The following is a 23,061-nucleotide window of genomic DNA, read 5'->3' as shown; positions in this document are numbered from 1 at the left end:
ATCGCCTCTTTCTTTAGTAAATAACATCGTATGGAGCTTCTACGCAGTCATATGTAACTACATCCTTGGCAATCTTTCTGTCATCCTTCTTTCCAGTATGTACATAGAGATTGTCATTCTTCATATATACGATTCTCTTTGCATTCACACGTGAATATGTGCTTACATTCTTGCTGATCTTTGTTTCATCTCCCGATGCTGTGAATGTCACTAAAGTGCCATCTCCGTCATAATTGTCAAGAGCTGTGAATGTACCATCATCATATCTCTCCAAATACTCGCTGGATACACCTTCTAAGATACACTCTGTTTTGCCGTTCTTATAGACATTCAGATCTCCCTCATCGTCTGAAGCATCTGAGAAGAAATAATAGCCCTTGTCAATCCATGTTCCATAGCTTCCATCATCTGTAAGCTCATCGCCCTCTGTCAGCGTTCCCTTTTTCAGACTGTAAGCAACAAGACTTGTAACGCCATCATCTCTGATTCCAAAGATTACTTCACTTCCATCAGCAGAAACATCAGCACTACAGATATCACCATCCACGTCCATGCTCTGCTCATTTCCATCTACATAGCAGAAATTCTCACTGCCAGCATCGCTCAGCATATCTTCAACCTGATACTGTGCATCATAAACACTTGTTATATCATCAATGCTGATCTTTTCTGTTGTATCACCAGCAGCTGAATAATACAGGATTGAACCATCATGTGAACAATATGCATAAGAAGATACATTTCCATTGATACATTCCGGATCTTTTCCGACTACACAGCTATATAATTCTGAAACTGTAGTATCTACTGAAGCATCCTTTAATTCTTCACGAAGTTCAATTCTGTCTGCAACTTCTGAGTATGCCTCATCAAGTTCATTATATTTATCTTCGTCAAATACATACCACTGTTTTGCAAGATCATCATATAAATACTCTTTGTCAGTATCAATATTGTACATATAATACATATTCAGATCTGATTCATAGTATAAATCTCTATAGAAATCATCCTTCTCATCCGGATATTCAGCAAGATATTCTTTCTCATATTCTGGAAGAGCTTCCTCTTCTGTTACTGCTGTCAGGCAGGTTTTAACATCCGGTTCTTCTACTTTTGCATCGTCATCTGCATACTCATCATCAATATATGCATATAAGCCCTGCTCATCGCTGTCAGAAACAGTATAGTAAACTGTCTTATTATCTTCATCGCAGCCAATATAGCTGTCAATTCCAGTGGCGATCTTCTCAGAATCACCATCAACGGATCCACAATACAGATCTTCATAATCTTTCTCATAAACGATAAAATCTTTACTGGTACATTTATTAATTCCGGATACATCCTCATCGATCGTATCATCTTTCTTGTTTTTCAAATCATAATAACAGAGATCGCTGTCATCTGTAAGATATACCACGGTATGATCATCAACCAAATAGTAATCGCTGACATCTTTTTCGATGCAATCCTCAGAATCACCATCGTAGTAATTCAGGCTGCCATCGTATTTGGTGTAGAGCAGCTGCTTTTCATCACTCAGTAATCGATAACTCGTAATTCCTTTATCGATCTCTACAATATATTTATCATTTTTCTTGGAATCTGCCTTTAATTTACCAACTTCAGCACGGCAGATTGTGTTACCATCATCTTCTACTTTACTTGCAAAATACAGATATTTGCCATCTGATGTAAGTTTCAGATCATTATCGTAATCTGCTTCGCTGCCGCGTACTTTTGAAACACTGATCGGATCTTTGTCTTTATCCATATTGGCTGTATAGAATACTTCACCATCGGATACATATGCGATTGCCTTGTCATTTTTTGAACCACCCAGATTTCCAAACACCTTGCTTACCAGGAAGATGATCGCTGCAATCACAACAATGATAAGAACTACTATAATTCCGATTGCAAGGAAATTTGTCTTGGATTTAGCAGTTGCTGCTGTATTTGGCTGTGCCCCCTGTTGTGGAGCCTCATACTGCTGTGTCGGCTGAACTGGCTGTGTCGGCTGAACTGGCTGTGCCTGCTGAGCTGGCTGTGTCGGCTGAACTGGCTGTGCCTGCTGAGCTGGCTGTGCCGGTGCTTCCGGCTGTTCTGCCTCCGCTAGTGCTTCCTGCTGTGCTGGCTGTTCTGCCTCCGCTGGTGCTTCCTGCTGTGCCGGCTGTTCTGCTTCTGCTGTTTCCTGCTCCATCATGTTTTTAACAATTCCCTCTTCCAGATTCACTTCATCTGTGTTATCTGTCACATTCTGCTGTTCATTTGGCGCATTCTGCATTTCTTCCACTTTTGCACCACAAAATGTACAGAACAGTGAATCATCTGCTATTTCATTACCACATGCTCTACATTTCATAATCTTTTCTCCTTCATATGTTTTTATAAATAAATTCCCAATGGGAAAATACTTCTGATAAATTGCAATGCCGGCACAAATTGTGAAAAGTCCACAAATACCGGGCATACCAGGATCATAAGAATAATCCTGACTAAAATCACAGAAACCAATCCCGTCTCGCTTTTGTTCATTCCTGCAAGTATCATATTCCATATACCGCCATACAGAATCAGAACAAGTAACCAAAAGACTTCAGCTGACATGCCTCTCGACTGACCGCTGAATAAAATGCAAAACAGTCCTGTCACTGCAAGCGGAACTGCTGAGGTCAGCAACCGGATATAATCAAATACCAGCTTTTCTCCCGGATAAAGAACCTTATTAAAAACGCTCCTTCTTCCCTTTTCCGCAGACAGGAACATAAAGATCAGAATCAGAATTCCAACTGTGCCCTGCACCGGATAATTCTCTGCTGTGTTCTGCATCATCGGCGTCTGTGCCGTCTGTACATATTCCTGTTTTATCTGAAAAACTTCCTCTTCTTTGAGTAAGCGGTCCATCTCCTCCTGAATGCGTGCAAGACGCTCCGGATCTTTTGTTCCGTAGATCTCTGTTTCTTTCTGACGGATCAGTTCATCGCTGTATGCAACAAGAAACGCTGAATAAAACTTTTCCTTTGCGACTTCACCCTTGACTTCCATGGGACCAGTAATATATTTTACGGAATCTTTTACCTTTCCTTCTTCCATTCTCCGGTCCAGATCCTCTGCAACGCAAAATCCACAGACCAGCTTTCCGGAAGCGATATCCGCTTTCATGTTCTCTTCGTTTTCATATGTCTGAACATCAAATACGCCGTTTTCGTCCTGGAGAAGTTCATAAATCTGTCCGGCGTTCTCACTTTTTCCCGGAACCATTCCGACTTTTGTATTGTTCTGTGCCGGAATCCGAATACCCAGAATCAGTAAGACAAGAAAAATCATTGCTCCCACTGAAAACCAGGTGATTTTCTTTTTACATATATCTTTTAACAGAAGCCGGTAATATACTATGATCTTTTCCATATCGCCAAAGCTCCTATTCCAAACTCAACTGCTGTATAGACCAAAAGCCGAATTACGTGTGCTGTGCTGCAACCTGTAAATAATACCCTGCCCATGAAATCTTCCCACAGATTAAACGGAAGTACTGCCCCGACAGGCTGTATCCATTTCGGAAGATAGGATAACGGGAGTAAAATTCCAGAACACAGAATCATAATAAGACTAATGATCAAAAACCAGACCACACTGTGTGAATTTCCCGGAAGATACTGATAACACAGATGAATAAATCCGCTAACCGACAAACACAAAAGTGCAAGTTCTGCACAGCCAGTGCCATCCAAAATCAGGAAACCATTGCCCTGTGTCTCCGAAAAAACAGCCGTAATCATACAGATTCCCATAGCAATGACCCACAAAATACTGGTAATCACAAGAATCCGGATAAACGCCTGTTGTGCATTTCCGACACCATACACTCTTAACTGCTGCTCTACCGTATTGCTCCGCTTATAATAAAGCACTGCAAAATTCAGACTGCATGCAAGCATCAGCATCAACGCCAATGAGCAGAAATAAAACTGATACAGATCCATCTCTCCGGTGGAGGAGCAGATCTCCTGCTCAAAAAGACTTCCTCTGGATAAAATCGCTTCCATGTAACAGGTTGCGATCATATTTGCCACTTTTCCGCTTCCATACTCTGCCCCATGCTCTTTTACCTCCAGAATATTTGCATAGGTCACTGCTTCTCCTGTCTGAAGCATCTTCACACCATTCGTAACCAGTTCTGCAAAAATCTGTATGTTCAGGGATGGATTTTCCGGCAGATATACCGTTGCCGGTGTATTTACACCACTATCGATGTCATCATAAAAAGACTCCGGAATCACAATCGCTGCCTGTACTTCACCGGACTGCATTTCTTCCAGTGCGTTCTCCTCATCCATATACTCAAACCTGCATATACTCTGCACACTTTTCATGGCCGAGACGAACTGCGCAATCTGTCTGGTCTGTTTCTCTCCTTCCGGTATTGAAACTGCGACTTTAATCTGCGCAAATGCCTGCGACTGCATGACCGTGTAACTGACTGCTGCCACTCCTCCAGTCAGAAGGAGCAGTGCAGCCAGTAAACCAGCCAGAGATTTGGATAAAGTCACAAAACATTTTTTGTATTGAATTCTCAGCAGCGTCAAAAAAACATTCATCTTATTCGAAATAGTCTTCCAGATCGTATATCAGATCTTCCAGATCATCTTCGGAAGCATTACCAATGTCAAATTTATCTCCGGAAACTTTCTGGAACTTCGCACCCTTTTTGAGATCTACATTGAAATCGATGTCTTCATCCAAATCATATGCCTCAATATTGCTGATTCCAAATTCGAAGCTCTTTTTGCTTCCTCTTAATGTACCTTCAATTGTTACATCATCATATCCTGCATTGATATCAATACTGTAATCACCAGACTTATAATCATATTCCAGCTCTCCTACAGATGTTCCTCCAAAGCTCAGCTCATACTGTTCTTTGGAACCATTTGTCTCGCCTTCAACTTCCATAATGGTGTCATCATTTACAAGAAGTTCCATATTCTGAGTTCTTGTTTTGCCACCATGGAATACCAGCTGTGCATCCTCTTTTCCAATTTCTACCTGTACACACGCAAGTTTACCTTTATAAATATAGAATGTGACATCGGTATCCGGGAAATCATCCAGTTCATCGTAGATATCATCAAAGGAATCGTCCAGATCTGCGTCCAGATCATCCAGAGAATCTCCATAGTTCTCCTCTGTGAAATCCTGCAGCTGCTCTGTCAGATCTGACAGATCGTCCCCTGTAATGGTTGTCTGGAATCCTTTACATTTACGATCCTTACCATCAACTTCAAACTCTTCTTTGCCAACGGATTTAAATTTCAGTCCTTTATAGAAATCTTTTAAGATCTTAGCGCCTTCTGTTCCTTCTTTCTTCTGTTCTTTGGAAGAAAAAACAGTCTGAAGTGCTTTATCAAAAGCTTCCATATCATCGTCATCTACAAGTTCAGTGATATATCCATCTTTGTCTTCTGTATAGTTGTATACAAAAAGTTCATCCGAAAATCCCGGAACCTGCAGCTGGAGTTCATCACTGGTGAGATTGCCGACAAATTCAATATCACTGATTGAATCTACATCCACATTACCAGATAACTGTTTCTGTTTTGAACCGTTACTGAATGTCAGATCTCCGCTGAATTCATCTCCAAAACTTCCAGACCATGTAATCGTATAGTCGTCTGACTCCAGAAGTGATAATCCAGCCAGGTTCTTTGTGATATGTGAATTATCTGTTAATGTATTCATGGTTGCCATCGCAACTTTTCCGGATTTACCAAGAAAAGCACCATTCTTCACTCCTGCGAAAACAACAACACCTGCTACGACAACAACAGCCGGAATGATAACAGCCTTTCTCTTATAAAATGGTTTCTTCTCCGCTGCTTTTGGAGCATTCCCGTAGATTGGTTCTCCTGTCATCGGGTCAAAGCCTGTTGGCTGCCCTGCGTTCTCTTCTGCTTGTGCAGTCTCCGCATAAATCGGCTCTCCTGTCATTGGATCAAAGCCTGTTGGCTGTTTTGCATTCGCCGTTGCTTGTGCAGTCTCCTCATAAATCGGCTCTCCTGTCATCGGATCAAAGCCGATTGGTTTCTTTTCGTTTTCCATCATTCATTCCCTTTTCTTTCTTAATTTGCTTTTATATACTGATATATTTCCTGCATATTGATCTGATCTTTGGACAATTCTTTCATCCTGCCCTCTGTCATGATCAGACATCTGTCCGCATTCTGAATCTCTTCTTCATCATGTGTTGTCATGAGAATGATTCCGTTTAGCTTGCGATACTGTGCAAGAAATTCATGTATATTCTCTTTATAGTATAAGTCCAATGCCGTAGTTGGTTCATCCAGAAGCAGAACCGGCGGCCAGTTAAAGCAGGCACACGCAATTGCAAGTCTTCGCTTCATCCCTCCGGAAAGTTTTGCTACCGGCATCTTCAAAATATCTGCCAGATGAAACTGCTTAATAATTGCCTCTGTCTCACCTGACTTCACAGCACCCCAGAGTTTCAGATTGTCCAAAACAGTCAACTCCTCCATCAGTGGATTCTCCTGTGGCACATATCCACAGAATTTGCGAAATGCCTTGCCCTGTGCCTTCTGCCCATAATAACGGATCTCACCGGAGTCCGCTTTCAGCACACCAGCCATAATCTGAAGCAATGTTGACTTGCCACAGCCATTCCTTCCGACAATTGCAACACATTCTCCCTGTTTTGCCTGAAACGATATATCCTGAAGTACCTTTTTCTTCTTGTAATGTTTTACAACATTCTTAACTTCTATCATCCTGATGCAAGACCATTACTTTAATGGAGCGCCACATTTGCAGCAGAATTTATAATTTACAGAATTCTTAGTTCCACACTGGCTGCAAAAAATGGTCTCCCCTTCCGGCATTGCATTCTGCGCCGGTGCTGCCTGGGAAGTAGTCTGTACCGATGCAGCTCCAAGGATCTGTTTCTCCTCTTCCTGAAGCTGTGCAATTTTTAATTTCTGAGCCTCGATCTCCTGATATTTGTTCTGGATCTGCTTGCAGGTCTCTTCCACTCCGGCTGTAAGATCTCCCTGATTCATCCAGCTGGTATATACATCATCACCAAGCTTCTGTTTCAGTCCTGCAATCTCATTCTCCAATGTTGTAATGTAAGTCTTGCATTTAGACTCTTCCATAAAATTGTTTGTTTTGACATTCAGTGTTGTAAGCCCCTTTGTAAAGGTATCCTTTAAACTTGCCATATTGCCTCCTCGCTTGTAAAAGTACACATTTCTAAATTATTAACTTTTTCTTAATAATTCATATTATAACCTTACCTTAATTTGACTGTCAATATCGACATATCATGACATATTGGCATATTACTTTTCTTGATTTGTTTTCCTATGAACCCCAATCAATGCAATAGCAACGATTACTAAAAGAATGCTAATCCACTGGGAAGTGGATAATCCAGCATAATACCCTCTTATACTGTCATACCTGAGTTTTTCAAGTCCAAATCTCACCATAGCATAAAGAATCAAGTATGTTTCAATCGTATAAAAACAATTCTTTTTCATTCTCAAATATAAAATAATGATTGCAATTATCATTAAACAAACAGCTTCCACTAATTGCACTGGAAACAGAGGTATTCCCGGAATCGCATAGGACCCTTCCGGAAAAACAACCGCACCAATCCCATTATAAGGAATACCATAACAGCAGCCAGCCATGAAACACCCAATTCTGCCAAAGCAATGGATAAATGGAATCAAAAATATAAAATTACGAATGTATAATTGCGCATTTATTTTATGAATTCTTCCTGCTCCGAACACAAAAAGCAATCCCATAATGAGCCCACCATAAAACACAAATCCTGTCAACATTAAATTATTGGCATAATGAATGTCTGTAATTTTGGCCCAGTTAATACTTTTATATGAAATAATCAGATATAATAATTTTGACCCAATAAATGCGCCCAGAAAACCATATGCTTCCAAAATAATAAAATCATTAACATCCTGTTTCACCTGTTTTAGCACAAACATGGCAACTACGTTTGCCACCACAACCCCCAGTGCAATCAAAAAACCATATGTCGGAATTGTTAATGTTCCAAAATGTAAATATACGTGCATTTTATTTCTCCAAATTAAAAAAGAGGCTTCCACATTGTGCAGAAACCTCCCTTGTGTTGTTCTCTAAAATTACATAGATGCAGCTAAACCACCTACGCAAGCAGCACATGCAATGTATAAAATAAGACAAAGAACTAATCCGATAATAGAACATACAAGTCCTGCTGTAGCAAGTCCCTTTTTCTCCGGATTCTTTCTTCCAAGTGCACCAAGAATAATACCAACAATCGCTAAAATTGCTCCTAACCATCCTAAAAGTCCGCTTGAGAAAACACCAATTACTAATGAAATAATACCAAGTACTAATGATGCAACACCCATTAATTCAATCCTCCACTTCTTTAAACTAATTACAAGTACTATTGTCTCACTGGTGTTAAATTTTGTCAATATTTCCATAAAATTTCTATTAAATTTTTATAAATCTTTTAAATTTTCAGTCCATCCTGAAGCCTATTTCCTTTGGAAAATTAAGAATTTTTATAAGAAATCACCTTAATTATTAAAATGTTCACTTTCATACTGAACGATCAGATCCTTATTCTTCATCTCATAATCATTCAGCATCGTATCCTGAAAATCATCCGGCTGGATTGTTCCGTGATACCATGGCTTTGCGTCAAAATACTTCTGCAATTCTTCATCCAGAAACAGTCTGCCATGTCTTGCATAGATCTCATTACGTGCAAGCCGGCATTCTTCCTTTGTCAGCCCCTCAAGATCAGCTTCTGTCAGATATTGTGAATTGCTGGTTGGAAGAATGTAATCTGCATTCTGGAACTCTTCTCCGATGCCAGGCAGATTCGCCTCCTTAACAGCACTCTGTGTACTTTCTTCCGTATCTTTCAGCTTTTCTTTGTCTTTCCTGTCTTTATCTTTTTTGTCTTTATCTTTGCTGTCCTTCTTGTCAGTAGTCTCAGATTCTTCCTGCTCTGTATCAACAACACGTTCCGATTGTACTCTGTTATCTCCCTGATCCGCATCTGCTTTCTGATCCAGACCATTTTTGATCAGAAAAATCATTATACCAATTACAACCAGTGCTGCAATCACAAGAACAGCACAGATCATCACACCTTTCGATTTCTTTGACTGAACCGGTTGTTGTGGTGCAGTTTCCGGAGTCTTCTGTACCTTCTTTTGCTTCTGCACCGTATCTTCCGCTACTTTCTTACCACAGGCTGTACAAAACCTTGCTCCCTCTTTTAATTCGCTGCCACAGAAGCGGCAGAATCTCTTTGGTTGTCCCTTTTCACCCATAATCTTCACTTACCTCCTTATAAACTCCACATCCAGATCCACGTCACCACTGATACCATCCACGGTTCCTTTCTCGGAATACTGCCAGAATCGGAATGCATACGGTGTCTGTGGAATCTGCTCATAATCTGCATACCATACCGGATATGACTGCAGCTTCCCAAGATCATACAAATCGGCTTCCCATACCATATTACTATATATCATTGGTTGATATCCAGCCGCTTTTACGCGTTCACAAAAAGCAATTGTGTTCGCAGTAAACTGCTCTCCTGTCACGGAGTCCGTTCTTGCCTCGTCATCACGGATCAATTCCGGATCATACACGATTGGGAGTTCCAGCGTTCTGCCCTGCAGCTGATCTATGACAAACCTGGCTTCCTCATCTGCCTCCTCCTCATTCACCGCCTGCGAAAACACATATACTCCAACATCCATTCCAGTAGCCTGAGTTTCCTCTATATTGGCAAGTGCCCTACGATCTGCATTCAATTGTCCCTCTTCGCCATAGCCACGATATGCAATGCGGATAAATGCGAAATCATATCCGGCATCTTTCACCTTTTTCCAATCGATGTCTCCCTGATGATAAGAAACATCTATCCCTTTTCGGATTGCATAATTAGAATCGCCTTCATAAGTAATTCCATTTTCCGTCTGTTTCAGGCATGTCCACTCATAATCATTCTTCGCAATATCATCACGAATGATCGTATCATGCCATTCACCCCAGGCATCCACATAATGAAGCATCTGTTCGTTATCCTCGGTCTCTTCAATCTGTTCTGTGTCTGACATACGATCTGTATTCATCATCTGTTCCTTCGCCTTATCACTTCGGCTATGACGAATCGTTGTCGCAGAAATAATAATTAAAATTAAAATATAACTGATATGTAAGATCAGGGATTTTCGGTTATTCATATCTGTAATATATATCCTTTCCGGATTCGCGGTGTTCGCCCGCTTTTTATATCAGTATACCATGTACTTCTGACAATGTAAAAACTACCACATATGATCATCAAAAATTCTGACATCTCTCCTGCAAATCAAAAGGAGCCGCACACCTTGATATTTGGTGAGCAGTTCCCTTTTGAAAACATTGGCTATTCCTGTTTGGTTTGGTCTGGTCTTCGTCATCTTCTACTGCCGAAGCAGGTATCTCAGCAAATGCCAAAGCCTCTTCTTTTGAAAATCCTTTTTTACGCAGGTTACGATACACCTGAATTCTTCCTTCTATGCGACCTTCCTCTCGCATTTGGTTATCTCTCATAAGTAATGTCATGTACTCCAACCTCCATTCCTCATGATCGCGTGCTTTCTGTACTGCACGCTTTAAGTTTCATTATATCATCCTGACCAAAAGGGAACAACAACATTTCATGGTAGTCCTCTGATCTTGTCATCCTCAGTGATATGATTGCAGGACTGATTGCCAGGAAGGAGCTCGCGGATAGCTGCAAAAAAGAAGTTATCATCCAACCGGAAATCCCTTCTTAAACACATATTTATTATCGTCAATATCTACGATACACAATTTAATATGCCCATTTAAATCTATTGCATATTTCCTGATAATTTCCAGATGATGTTCTATTTTCATTTCTATTTCAATCTGTTCTTTTGCAATTAATGAACCATTTTGCGAATCCGGTATCCCGAGGAAATCAAAAGTACCCATTTTGTGATTATGCATGTCGGTTAATATTGCCTCTTTAAAAAAGATATCATCATTGGATAAATTTTTCATGCTGATAACAGCCATATAAGATTGAACGTTCACATTATAATATGTTGAAACACTTGCCTCAATCTTTTTTCCAGTGAGCTTTATTTGTTCCGGACGAAGGAGCATCATTGAAATATCTCTGATAGAACTGCGTTTTAATTCATTGGGATAATAATCAACAAAATAATGACACAGGTAGGAAGATTCTCTTTCATTGAAAACACCTTTCAACGTTATCTGTACTGTATTTTCTATAATCATACATTGAGCTTTGTTTTCATCTGGAATATTTAAAACTTTTTTATCTGGTTTTGGTACAGCGACCTGCATCCGCATACTTCCATTAATTGGAATAAATTGATATTCAGGAAAAAGAATATAGGAATGCATTTCATTGGTAATAATATCCGACTGCACACCATCTACAATCCAGTACTTTTTAGCCGTAATGTGCGCAGATTCAATTTCTCCTCTTCCCACGTTACGAAATTCAATCCCCTCTTTAAGATAATACAGATCATCATCTAAAAAACAGAAATTTCTAAAATTATATATAAATTCACTCCTTAATTGTGTTGATTCATTTTGTATGTCAACAACTGAAGCTGATAACACCGGAGTACTCTGCCGTTCAAATTCTTTACGATCCCTTCCTATAATGTCAAGCCCTAAATCATTGATTTTTCAGGCTTTTCTTTAAATATTTACCTCATAAAACAGAGCCAAAAGTGTATGACAGTCATTGTATCTTGTACTGAATAGATAAAAGAAGGTGCATTTTATAAAGCGTCCCTATGTTTTGCTTTATAAAGGCCATTAATCCTCTGCTAACTATGATGGTGAACCTTCCGTGTCTAATGGTATCATGTACCAACTTCCTTCGTCCCACCTGTTCATACACCGAGTGCCTGCTAAGCTTTCAAACAGGGTCATGCCCTACGGAGTGAACTACTGCAAGCTACAGCTCTTGTTTATATTTTGATTTTACTGACCTGCCCTTTCTGCAGAGGACGGATATTCCGTGGACTCTTCCCCTGTTTCGTTACCTGCTGGTCATTGTGCTGATGCAGTGCCTGTTGCACTCCATCGTTATCGGGTTTCTTTCCAGAACCCTGCCCGATTTCGGAATCATCCGGAACCCGGCAAGGCTCTGGAATAAATAATTCTGTCGATTGTCTTATGCTGCAATTGCTTCTTTCTTTTCCTGTCGTCTGATGTCCGCCAACATCTTCTTTGGATCATAGACCGTGCCATTCTTCAGAATCGTGTAAATGATCCTCAGGAGCTTGCAGGCTATCACAATCAGTGACTGCATCTTTTTCAGTGGATTGTCGGGGCGTGTCGTGTAGTACACATGGAGTTCTTTAAATTCCTCCGCATGGGCCACTGCTGACTTTGCCGCCTGGAATAACCAGTATCTGAGTCGTTTGCGTCCTCTGTGACTGATTTTGGTTTCTCCCTTATGCTTTCCTGAGCTGCATGCCACAAGACCTAATCCGCTTAATTTTTGTATTTCCTTAACATCATCAAATCTCGAAATGTCTCCCATCTCTGCAAGGATTCCGGAAAGTGTGTTTTCTCCGATTCCTGCTATCTCCAGAATGTTACCGGCATGCGGTATTTTCTGACATTTCTGGTTGATCTGATTTTCTATAACAGCAAGTTCAGCATCCAGTTCCATGATCTTCTGTACAAACCACTTTACAGCTGTCTTACCTGCAGTGGCTCCATCCTTCATCCCAACACTTGCTTTCGCATACTGTAAGATTTCTCCTGCTCTGCTATAGCCGCGTCCTCTAAGCTTAGCATCATGCCAGATCTGTCTTATTCCATCTTCACCAAGTGCTATTAGATCATCCGGGAATGGCGCCTGTTTCAGCAGTTCCAAACTGAATGCACCATCGACTTTTCCCAACGCATCCTTATACTCCGGGAAATATATTTTCATCTCTCTGTGCATCCGGTTGATTGTCCGGATTCTGTCCTCATTCAGCTGGTCTCTGAACATGGATAACCTGCGAAGCTCCGCATAAAGCTTTTCCGGAAGGTACGGCATACCAAAGTTGCCATCCTTGACAAGGTTTGCTATCAGTTTCGGATCCTTCGTGTCATCTTTCAGCTGGCTGTTATCTTCCACTTCCTTTGTCTGCTTCACAGCATAAGGATTTACCTGAACAACGCTGATCCCATTTGAAATCATCCATGTCGCAAGGCAGAACCAGTAGTGCCCGGTCGGTTCTAAGCCAAGTACTATCTGACTCTTATCTTGTTCAGCAGCTATCTTTACTGCCCATTCCTTTGCACTCTGGAATCCCTCAGAATCATTGCTGAATGAAAATGCGGACTTACTGAGTTCTCTACCCCTGGTATCAATAGCTCTCAGATAATGTGTTTCACTGCCTACATCGCATCCTAAGATAAGCATATCATCACTGATAAATGAAAGTTTTGCGTTCTTATCGAACTTACCATTGGTTTCCAACTCATGCCAAGTGGAAGCTGTGAGATTTTCCTTAATCACCTCCGCTTTTTTCAAAAGCTCCTGCTGCTCAAAAATATTTGCTTTTACTACTTGATTTTTCTTCTTTGTGCCTTTAACATTCATTTTAGATACCTCTTGTATTCTTTAGATTTTACCAACTGGCAGGTCAGTAATAATCTAAATTTACTTGAGGTATTTTTTTGTGTCAATCCCTTGACCTATTTAAAGTATACAGGAAGCTTTCTACTAATTTATTTAGTTCTCATAGACGATACTATACATTTTTAGCAATAATTTTATTACCTCCAATGTCTTTTCCCTAATTCAAATAATTTGAGAGCACACCATTTAAAAATATCCTTTTTCTTTAATTTACTTTACATTTTTCTATCTTTAAACCCTTTTAACAAAATCGATATGTAAATATCAAAAAAAAGCTCTAAAACAAATATTAAAGTAACAAATATCCAATATATTCCATTACTTCAATATTTATTTTAGAGCTCCAAAAGGTAAGTAATCTCCCTTTATTAGTAATCTCTTGCCCTCATTATATAGTGATAAACATCTTATTAACGAGTTCCGTCATAGCATTTCCAAGTTCCTTTGAAAGCAATTTTTCAAATTTATCAGAAGAATAATATTTCAGGAAATTTTTCTGCATTTCTCTTATTGTCTGGTCATATGTGATAAAAGGTTCATTAAACTTTGTGTCAACCATATTACGAATATCGGTATTTCCATAAGACAGATTAAATGCAACTTTATCAATAACCATATTATACTTCTCGGATGTTGCGAAATAGTGTCTAAATATTAAATGCAACTTTTGAAGTTTACGGATTTTTGATGGAAGTCCATCAAAAACAGCTGGATTGATATCGGCAAATGCCAATTCCGTTATCTTATCATTTGCATCCAATTCTTCTATAACTCTATCCAACTCCACCTCATCCATATTGTCCGCCAGAGTCTTAACCGCTTCACATTCATACAAACTCATGAATTCTGGTATACTCTTTTTTAGTACTTTTTTTAGCATTCCTTTCATATTAATGCTAAAGTTTCCATATACAAAAGCATTCGTCGTATATCCCAATCCTATTTGTAGATTTTCATAGAATCTGATAACACTACGACCATGAATTCTTCTTGTGTCAGTAATCTGATACCCATTCACAATTGCCTTATCTGATGTCAAGCTCTGTTGAATCTGATTAAATTCATCTTGAATAGCATTAGCAGAAACTACGATATCAACTGCCGGAAGGCTAGTATCTTTTACAGTCACAAACAACGGAGTATTCATACCAGCCGGAAGAATTCTTCTCTGAGTATCCATAAGAATATCATTAAGTTCCGAATATAATCCAATTCTCTGAAATTTTCCAACTCTTTCATCCCCTAGTATTTTAAGTGCTTTCTGAATCGGATCTATACTCTCCTCAAGATATCTAATAGACAGCCATGTAGCTCTGTCCTGCTCCAGATAAGACAAATATCCATCTATTTTCTCCTCCATATTCCGAATTGCAGCCACAATATTGTTATCATAATCTTGCTGAGTTAACTCTACAGTATCACGGTGTGCCTTGTTTATAAGATTTCCAATGATACGATCTGCTTTCGTAAATATTACATTAATTGGTATATCAAGCTTTTTTGCCTTACCAATTTTAGAATTGATAGCTTCACAACAATCAATAATAACTTGATCCCTTTCTTCTAAATTCATCAATAAAAGAATACTATCAGGACTACAGTTCAATGCAATGTCCAATGCATCTTTAATGGAATTATTATCTGCTCTGACCTGCGTTAATCCCATTGTATCTCGTAAACAAAATCTCAGCGGAATTCTTTTATCAAACATATCAATTAATTCTTGTCGAGGTCTACATGCCATTGTCATATCCTCAACAATAAGGCTATATGGTTCGTACGGATCAAACAATTTCCTTAAAATTTCTCCTCCGTATTCAAGTACATCGTTTTCTTCTACACTATATTCATAAACCTTTTCAATATCTTCAATATGTCCCATGCAAGCACACAACCGCTTCCTAATGCATTCCCCAATGTCATCTAACCATTTCTGATATGGCTCTAAAAGTGCTGGTTCAAGCTCACTCCACATATCCTCCATAACAATATTTCGAATTTCATCAATAGAAACCTTTCTTTTATCCGGTTCTTTCTTTTTTTCCTTCACTCGATTCAAAAATGAGTCTTCTGCGTTTTGTATATGCACCAATAACTCATGTACAACTTTTTTAAATTGTTTAAGTGAAATATCCTTCGCTATTTTTCCTAAATGATATGTGGCTTCTGTTGGCTCCAATACTTCTTCAAATATGCCAGAATCGATCGCATAAAGTGTCTCTTCAGCATCGTAACCATTGATAACAAATTGTTTTGCAAGCATCTCAATCACATTAAGGTGAACAAGCTTTGTTAAAAATGGCTTACATTTAATCTGAATTGAGAAATACTCGTTCTTCTCAATTCGCTCATCAAATAAAAAATTGCATGGAATAATAGTAGTTTGACACTTATCTCCGATTCCGACTAAAATAAATTTGATGAGCTTATAGTTTACCAAAGCATAGATTAATGTACTTTTTCCAGATGATGTTGGACCTATTACCACAATCGACTGTGCTGTTTTTATTCGCTTATGCGCTTCATTTGGCATAAGTCTTGCAATTTCTTGTTTTTTCATAATAAAGAACCTCCTTATTAAAATCAGACATGACTTCAACAAGGAGGCTATAAAACAAAAAACCATGTACATACACAGTTAAATTCCATAAACTCTCGCCACATACTTGATATAGGTGGTATTCCTAATATCTTGTATTTTAAATGATTTTGACTCAGCGTTTCCGTATTTCGCATCTTGTGAAAATCACATCTTTTTCTTATTATATTCCCCTATAAATATTCTGTCAATATCTGTGTGTGAAATATTTTTTTCTTCGCCTTCATAGTTAAATACCCTTTGAACCAATTATGGTTCTTGCAAAATTGCTAAACATGTGAAAGTGCCACTAAGAAGTGAGTACTTCTTAGCCTATCTTAAATATAATAATATTCTGCTCTATCATTTTTCTTTTACAAACTTCTTTGTATAATTTACATTCTTTTATCACTTTAAATAAACCGACGCTTACGCAATAAAATTCCCAAATATCTCATTTTAATCAAGCAAAATCTTTATAAATTCACACATTTTTATATAGACGAATTTTTAATATTACATGCTAGAAATAGGAATAATTTTTTATTTTAAAAATTTTTATATTTTTTTCTAAAAAATCAAACTTTTATCCATTATAAAAATAAAACATAACAACACGCTTAATTGTACGTACAAAACAGCGAGGAAATACATATGAAAGGAACCTTATATAAAAAAGTTTCTTTCTAAAATAAGTTCTCGTTTTTTTGTGATGCACTTTTTTCCTGTAGATTCCTTGCTGTTTTGCATAGCAGAAAGGAATCTACAAATGAAAAAACAACTTAATCCCAAACTTTTCACCATCTTTTTTAGTACGCTCTCCGAACGCATCAAATGCACTCCTAAAAACCTGAATCGAGTTATCTGGTTATCTGGAATCCGGGGAAAAGGACTTTGTGTTCCAAAATCAGAAAAAGTAATCCATGCACTCCATGAATTTGGCTTAATCGGCATTGAATATCTGAATGCTGTCCCTGATTTTTCTCCCTGTAAACTTATACGAATAGCAAATATCTCCATTACCGAAACACGCAGTATCAATTTCCGTCTATGTGATCAACATTGCTCTGAAAAATGGAATCAAGAGCTTTTTGAGGGAAAAAATAATTGGACTTCAACTTCTGTTGCACAATGGAGACAAACTCATAAATATACTTGGCATGAATTAAATGATATGCGATCCTGCGATCTTGTGCCAAGCATAATTCACTCATATTTTGGTCATTTAGGGGGTGTTGCAGAAGTTAAACGCAAAAATCAGGCAGATCATGCTCGACCTGCCTGACTGGGTATATTCCCTATTCCACCACAACGGTATTTGGTGCTGTTGTAAAGCGATACTCCGGTATTCCTTTTGCTGCAAAGTAATTTCTCAATAAATATCCATCATATTTTCCACTTTCATCATCAATCAATGAACGTGGTCCATCAAAGAATACTGCAGAAGGATTTACCACATCATAAAAATCTGTCGTCAGTCCCCAGTTGCCATGATGTCCAAGCTGAACATAATCTGCATGGAACTGGTTCCTGTAAGAAGCCAGAATATATGGCTCCATTTCCGACTGAACATCTGCACAGAATAACATGCTTTTTTTCTTGCCGGATACCTTAAACATCATAGATCCATCATTGCATAAATGATCTGGCAATGCATCAACATTCGCATCCCACGAATGGAACACCTGCATCCGAAGTCCGATCAGATCCAATTCATCCCCTGCATTTAAGTAAGATATATTATTCATCGTCTGAGACAGAGAATAGAATTTTTCAAAGGTCCCAATATTATCATAATCCTGTGCAGTTGCTTCATACCGCTCTTTATTTACCGGAATTGTATATATTCGGTCTACGGTAATCGCATTGTCTGTATTTGCAGACATGATTGCATTAAATGCCCCAACATGATCAGCATGCGGATGTGTAATAATCCATGCTGTGACATGATTATTGTGCTGCTTAATCACGTTGCGGACTGCATCTGCATTTTCTTCATAACCTCCATCTACAATAACCAGACGCCCTGTATTATCAACAATTGTATAAAACATATACTGAGCTCCGCCCTCATCGCCATACTGAGTGATCTGCCAGCTATCTGCGACATTTTGCGTCCCTGCACCTGTATTTGTGCCCTGCTCGACATTCGCCGAATCAGATGATGCAGCTGCGCTCTGCTGCTGTTCCTGCCCAGTGCCTTTATCACCCTCAGCACCCACAGTAAGCGTTGCTGTAGCAACCGCTTCATTTCCAGCTTTATCAACAGCCTTAACCGTCACTTTGTACTCTTCATCCGAGATCTTCTCAATCTGCTTCTGACAATCTACCGGTCCATCTATATTATCTGTTGCGGAACATGTGATCATATCTTCTGTCGGCTCCGAATCAAAAGAAGCATCTGCTACTCCAGCAATCTCCGGTGCTGTTTTGTCATAAACAAGAACTGCATCCGTCATGACACTCCCCTGCACTTTATCCGATACCGTAATTGATACTTTATAATACCCTTCTTCTTCCGGAACTGTATTACTGAATTCTCCGATCTGATTCTGTTCAGCATCGAGAGACTCTAATTTCTGATATCCATCAATCGAAACTGTACAATCCTTTGCGCCCTTCACTTCAACCAGACTCCCCGGATCAACCGAAGCAATATCCTGTGTATAAAACACATCCTGCAATACATTTACTTCCATTCCATCTGCAACAGCAAACCCCTCTGTCTGCAGCTCATCTGCAGCCACTTCCGTGCTATTCAATGTCTGATGCTGGTTCTTTTTCGTTCCGGCAGCAACACCGATAACCATTAGAAAGCAAAAAAGTATTACTCCCGCTGCTTCCATGATTCTTCTCTTTTTCATAACGCACCTCTTTTAATCCTTCTTAAAAATAACAAGTTTACTGATCACATAATTTATGTTGACTAGAAACCATCTTTACAAAGGGGTTTATGTCATGTCTAGTATACCACAAAACCATTTCGACGACAACGACTCAATTGACTGTGTTCAGAGATTTTTTCAAACATTACTGTTGTTGACTCTTTAAATTAGCATGATACTGATCTACTTGCATGTCTCTGGAATGATCTGTATACTGTCATTAGTTTACAGAAAGAAAAAGGTCCCAGAGCACCCTACCTGGAAAGTTGTGTACTCTGAGACCATGGTCAAAACCATGATTATTATATCAGACTACACACTGGTCCTCAAGGAGGATTCTGGTGTTTTTTGTTGAGAGCAGTGAGAACTCCCATCTTTGTCCGGTTTGCCAGGGGATACTCCGCTATAGAGACTCCCGTCCACGCATCCGAAAAAGGAAGGTGGCGTGAAGGAGCGTCTGATGATCCGCAGGTTCCGCTGTCAGAACTGCCATAGCTATCACAATGAACTTCCGGACTGCCTTGTTCCCTATAAACACTACGAAGCAGAAGTGATTGCCGGTGTTCTGGATGAAGTGATTCTTCCTGGTTACCTGGACTCTGAAGATTATCCTTCTTTCAGTACAATGCTCCGCTGGCTTCAATGGTTTCGCGAAAACCTGCAACGTATAGAAGGATACTTACGGACAGCTGGATATCAGATATTAAATCTGGGAGAGGAACTCCTATTTACGCCAGACTTACTGCTCAACAAGATCAGAAACAGATATCTAAACTGGCTGGAACTTATCCTCCGGCTCATTTATAACAGCGGTGGATTTTTGGTGCCAATCCGCTGGTAAGTTTTGCACCTGCTTTGGTTCGTCTGTCATACAGGCAGATAGTATAGTGGTCTCATAAGGAGGTAGCTATACTATGAATACAAATGAAACATTGATAAAGCAGCAATGGCAGGATCAAGAAGCGCTTCACCGTTTCCAGTTGATCTCACCGCTTCTTCAGACAGGTTTGGATGATGCCAAACGTTTACAGCTCCGCAGAGCGATTGCAGACGAGAATAACATTTCTGTCCGCACTCTTTACCGGTATGAGAAAGCATTCGCTGAAAAACAGTTTGCAGGACTCAGACCAGCTGACCGTGCAAAACACCGCTCTCAAAAACTTCCGGAAAACTTTGAGTTTCTTCTGGAACAGGCGATCCAGCTCCGTAAAGAAGTCCCGGAGCGGTCAGTTGCTAAGATTATTTACATTTTGGAAGCGGAAGGTCTTGTGGCACCGGGTATTCTGAAAAGATCGACCCTTGAGCGGCACATATACCGGGCTGGTTATGGTCAGAAACAAATGCAGATGTACAAAGAAGCAAGAAACAGCTCTTCCAAACGTTTCTGCAAACCTCACCGCATGATGCTGATCCAGGGTGATATCAAGTATGGTCCTAAACTTCCCATTGGGAAACATGGCGCAAAGGTACAGACTTATCTGTCTTCTGCCATCGATGACCATTCCAGATATCTGCTTTCCTCCCGGTTTTATGATAATCAGGAGGAATCCATCATTGAGGATACCTTCCATCAGGCAATCTCCAGATATGGAACTTTTGATGCCTGCTACTTCGATAATGGAAGCCAGTACATTGCAAAACAGATCCAGTTCTCACTTGCCAGACTTGGAATCCGTGTCATGCATGCAAAACCACGTTCAGGGAAAAGCAAGGGTTATGACAAGAAATCCGTTATGTAAAGAAATGTCTGCTGAAGCCCATATATGCTGAACTTCAGCATGGATTTCTTTACATAATAATTATCGCTTGTTGAATCCCTTTAGCCAGGATTTCAGGTCTTCGTCATAATCCCAGAGTGCTTCTTCTGGAGGGACAATCTCACGGCTTGCCGCCTCAATAGCCGCCCTTTTGAGTTTTGCGTCGGTTCTGGCATATATTTCCGTTGTTTTAACGCTCACATGACCAAGCATGTCTCGAATGTAAATAAGGTCGACGCCCGAATTAACCAGTTCCATTGCGGCAGTATGCCGCATTTTATGCGGGCTGATATCTTCCGGAATTAACTCAGGATGTTGTTTTCGTGCCAGGTCACCATATTTTTTGATGAGATGATTTATTCCCTGCCTGGTGAATTGCTTTTTCATATGGTTGACAAATAACCAGCGATTAACATCAACATAGCCATGAAAAATGTCCGAATCCAGATATCTCTGGATAATTGGAACTGCATCCTTTAACAATGGAATATACCTACTCTTGTTACCTTTTCCATGGACGAGCAGTGTATAAGGCATGTGCAGGGAAATGTCCCTGATTTTTAGGTTTATCAGTTCACTCACTCGAATTCCTGTAGAATACAGTAACATCAGGATGACATAGTCCCGGAGTCCATTTGTTTTGGATGTATCTACCGTTCCCATTAAAGCTGACACACCATCTGTTTTCAGGTAAGAGATTTCTTTCTGTGGAGCCTTTTTTACCGGGATAGCAAGTATACGTTGGTATTCATTCAGATACTCCGGTCTTTCATACATGAGAAAACGGATAAAGCTGTTAATTGCTGCCTGTCGCTGGTTTCGGGTGGATACGGATGAAAGTTTCGTTTCCTGAAGCCAGTCAAAATATCCTGAAATTTTTTCGTAAGTGATATCTGCCAATGCCAGCCTGTCAGGTCCAATCCTATAGGCTTCCTCATAGTAATCTATAAGAAAGATAAACGAATACCTGTAAGAATCAATGGTTTTTGGCGAACTTCCTCTTTTGTTGGGAAGATAGTCTGTCAGAAAACGGTTCAGGAAAACAGCAAAATCAGTCTGTTTGGCCATAGGATGCCTCCTTCCCGAACACCTCAGAAAACCGGTGGCTGAACCGTTCTTCTATATATGGATACAGGCTCATTGTCAGCCGCACATACCGTTCCGTGGCATAAATTGTTTTGTGCCCAAGATAAGTTGAAAGGACAGGGAGAGCAACATACATGTCCATTCCGTTATCAACCATCTGCTTGAATGAATGTACTGCGAAGGTATGCCTCCAGTCATGGAGGCGGGGTCCATTCCCATCTCCAAGAAAGGGTATATCTGCTTTTTTTAGAATCATCCTGTGGATATCATATATCCTGCGTCCCTGCCTGCGCCTGCCGGCGAAGGAAGCGAAGATATAATCGTCGTCGCCCAGGAGATAAAAGGTTTTATCAGCATAGCGCTTCATCAACCTGTTCATTTCCTCGTTAAGAACGATGTAGCGTTCGCAGCCATTTTTAACCTCCGTGAGTCTAATGATGCCATTTGCCAAATCTACATCGGATTTTTTAATCCCAAGAGTTTCATTGATTCTGGTACCGCAACAGTATAACAGACGGAACAGGACTGGCAGCTGAACATCTTCCATACGATTAATGCTTGAATGATATGTGTCAACCGCATGGAAATACCTATGAATTTCATCGTCCGTGTAAATATGCGGCTGAAAGTCTGTTGCTTTAAAGAAAACGTCGTGCATTAGGTATACATCATATCCTTTAATGTCACGCGTCGAATTATAGTTCCCACCTACTGCAGCTTTACCGCAGATTAAATCCGACATCTCCTTTATATCATCTATCTTAACGTGCTGTTTTTTGCGGCACGTTTTTATCTGCCCTATTGACCATTCCCATTCTTTCCCATATAGTCTTTTCGTAACCAATCGGGTAGGAGGTAAATAATTGTTTTATTTACCGTCCTCCCACACCACCCGGCATACGGTTCCGTACCAGGGCGGTTCTTTAGTTTTCACTAACTATTAGATAATAGTCAAGCATGGATGTATATCCCAGCTTGGCTATTATTTTCTTT

General features: G+C 39.8%; 18 protein-coding genes and 2 pseudogenes. 3 read left to right on the top strand and 17 right to left on the bottom strand.

Features of this window, described 5'->3' with window-relative positions:
- Window positions 1-13: 13 nt before the first annotated feature.
- The 14 genes from FYJ75_RS08500 to FYJ75_RS08435 all read right to left on the bottom strand — a co-directional run bounded on the left by FYJ75_RS08500 (window position 14) and on the right by FYJ75_RS08435 (window position 16,322).
- Window positions 14-2,368 (bottom strand): zinc ribbon domain-containing protein, encoded by a 2,355-nt coding sequence (locus FYJ75_RS08500; RefSeq protein WP_154430027.1) that lies wholly within the window; start codon window positions 2,366-2,368, stop codon window positions 14-16.
- A 23-nt stretch (window positions 2,369-2,391) separates the two neighbouring features.
- A complete protein-coding gene (locus tag FYJ75_RS08495) occupies window positions 2,392-3,414 on the bottom strand; it encodes an ABC transporter permease (RefSeq protein WP_154430026.1) in 1,023 nt (340 codons plus the stop codon).
- Entirely contained in the window at window positions 3,399-4,604 is a 1,206-nt protein-coding gene (locus FYJ75_RS08490) for an ABC transporter permease (RefSeq protein ID WP_154430025.1), read from the bottom strand. Before FYJ75_RS08490 ends, FYJ75_RS08495 begins: the two co-directional genes overlap by 16 nt.
- A gap of 1 nt (window position 4,605) precedes the next feature.
- Window positions 4,606-6,108, bottom strand: coding sequence for a hypothetical protein (locus FYJ75_RS08485; protein ID WP_154430024.1), 1,503 nt, complete (start codon window positions 6,106-6,108; stop codon window positions 4,606-4,608).
- Window positions 6,109-6,125: 17 nt separating this feature from the next.
- Window positions 6,126-6,788 (bottom strand): heme ABC exporter ATP-binding protein CcmA, encoded by a 663-nt coding sequence (gene ccmA / locus FYJ75_RS08480; RefSeq protein WP_154430023.1) that lies wholly within the window; start codon window positions 6,786-6,788, stop codon window positions 6,126-6,128.
- A 15-nt stretch (window positions 6,789-6,803) separates the two neighbouring features.
- On the bottom strand, window positions 6,804-7,238 hold the full coding sequence (locus tag FYJ75_RS08475; protein ID WP_154430022.1) for a DUF7577 domain-containing protein: 435 nt from the start codon (window positions 7,236-7,238) through the stop codon (window positions 6,804-6,806).
- Between the two features lie 120 nt (window positions 7,239-7,358).
- The gene (locus FYJ75_RS08470; RefSeq protein WP_328596897.1) at window positions 7,359-8,159 is read right to left on the bottom strand and encodes a prolipoprotein diacylglyceryl transferase; all 801 of its coding nucleotides are present in this window, start codon (window positions 8,157-8,159) and stop codon (window positions 7,359-7,361) included.
- A 36-nt stretch (window positions 8,160-8,195) separates the two neighbouring features.
- Window positions 8,196-8,447 (bottom strand): hypothetical protein, encoded by a 252-nt coding sequence (locus tag FYJ75_RS08465; RefSeq protein ID WP_154430020.1) that lies wholly within the window; start codon window positions 8,445-8,447, stop codon window positions 8,196-8,198.
- A 174-nt stretch (window positions 8,448-8,621) separates the two neighbouring features.
- On the bottom strand, window positions 8,622-9,386 hold the full coding sequence (locus tag FYJ75_RS08460; RefSeq protein WP_154430085.1) for a YARHG domain-containing protein: 765 nt from the start codon (window positions 9,384-9,386) through the stop codon (window positions 8,622-8,624).
- Between the two features lie 9 nt (window positions 9,387-9,395).
- Window positions 9,396-10,310 (bottom strand): glycoside hydrolase family 25 protein, encoded by a 915-nt coding sequence (locus tag FYJ75_RS08455; RefSeq protein ID WP_235907048.1) that lies wholly within the window; start codon window positions 10,308-10,310, stop codon window positions 9,396-9,398.
- A 100-nt stretch (window positions 10,311-10,410) separates the two neighbouring features.
- Entirely contained in the window at window positions 10,411-10,674 is a 264-nt protein-coding gene (locus FYJ75_RS08450) for a hypothetical protein (RefSeq protein WP_154430019.1), read from the bottom strand.
- Window positions 10,675-10,863: 189 nt separating this feature from the next.
- Window positions 10,864-11,598, bottom strand: coding sequence for a hypothetical protein (locus tag FYJ75_RS08445; protein WP_154430018.1), 735 nt, complete (start codon window positions 11,596-11,598; stop codon window positions 10,864-10,866).
- A gap of 697 nt (window positions 11,599-12,295) precedes the next feature.
- The gene (locus FYJ75_RS08440) at window positions 12,296-13,723 is read right to left on the bottom strand and encodes an IS110 family RNA-guided transposase (RefSeq protein WP_154430017.1); all 1,428 of its coding nucleotides are present in this window, start codon (window positions 13,721-13,723) and stop codon (window positions 12,296-12,298) included.
- Between the two features lie 427 nt (window positions 13,724-14,150).
- Window positions 14,151-16,322 carry a hypothetical protein gene (locus FYJ75_RS08435; protein ID WP_154430016.1) on the bottom strand — a complete coding sequence of 724 codons (2,172 nt, stop codon included), beginning with the start codon at window positions 16,320-16,322 and terminating at the stop codon, window positions 14,151-14,153.
- Between the two features lie 787 nt (window positions 16,323-17,109).
- Here FYJ75_RS08435 and FYJ75_RS08430 point away from each other — a divergent pair.
- Entirely contained in the window at window positions 17,110-17,625 is a 516-nt protein-coding gene (locus tag FYJ75_RS08430) for an HNH endonuclease (RefSeq protein ID WP_195838975.1), read from the top strand.
- A 13-nt stretch (window positions 17,626-17,638) separates the two neighbouring features.
- On the opposite strand, the gene FYJ75_RS08425 is transcribed toward FYJ75_RS08430, so the two are convergent.
- Complete coding sequence (locus FYJ75_RS08425) at window positions 17,639-19,204, bottom strand: ComEC/Rec2 family competence protein (protein ID WP_154430014.1); 1,566 nt, start codon at window positions 19,202-19,204, stop codon at window positions 17,639-17,641.
- 463 nt (window positions 19,205-19,667) lie between these two features.
- Here FYJ75_RS08425 and FYJ75_RS08420 point away from each other — a divergent pair.
- Both FYJ75_RS08420 and FYJ75_RS08415 read left to right on the top strand, forming a co-directional pair.
- Window positions 19,668-20,066 (top strand): annotated as a pseudogene (locus FYJ75_RS08420) (DUF6431 domain-containing protein); the annotation flags it as partial.
- Between the two features lie 73 nt (window positions 20,067-20,139).
- A pseudogene (locus FYJ75_RS08415) lies at window positions 20,140-20,952 on the top strand (DDE-type integrase/transposase/recombinase); the annotation flags it as partial.
- A 72-nt stretch (window positions 20,953-21,024) separates the two neighbouring features.
- On the opposite strand, the gene FYJ75_RS08410 reads toward FYJ75_RS08415, so the two are convergent.
- Together FYJ75_RS08410 and FYJ75_RS08405 are read right to left on the bottom strand one after the other, a co-directional pair.
- Window positions 21,025-22,050, bottom strand: a complete 1,026-nt coding sequence (locus tag FYJ75_RS08410; RefSeq protein ID WP_154430012.1) for a tyrosine-type recombinase/integrase — start codon at window positions 22,048-22,050, stop codon at window positions 21,025-21,027.
- Entirely contained in the window at window positions 22,034-22,810 is a 777-nt protein-coding gene (locus FYJ75_RS08405) for a tyrosine-type recombinase/integrase (RefSeq protein WP_154430011.1), read from the bottom strand. Before FYJ75_RS08405 ends, FYJ75_RS08410 begins: the two co-directional genes overlap by 17 nt.
- Window positions 22,811-23,061: the final 251 nt, after the last annotated feature.

Source organism: Roseburia porci, assembly GCF_009695765.1.
Lineage (GTDB): Bacteria > Bacillota > Clostridia > Lachnospirales > Lachnospiraceae > Roseburia > Roseburia porci.
The sequence above is the reverse complement of the archived record's forward strand: the minus strand, read 5'-3'. Positions and strand labels throughout refer to the sequence as shown.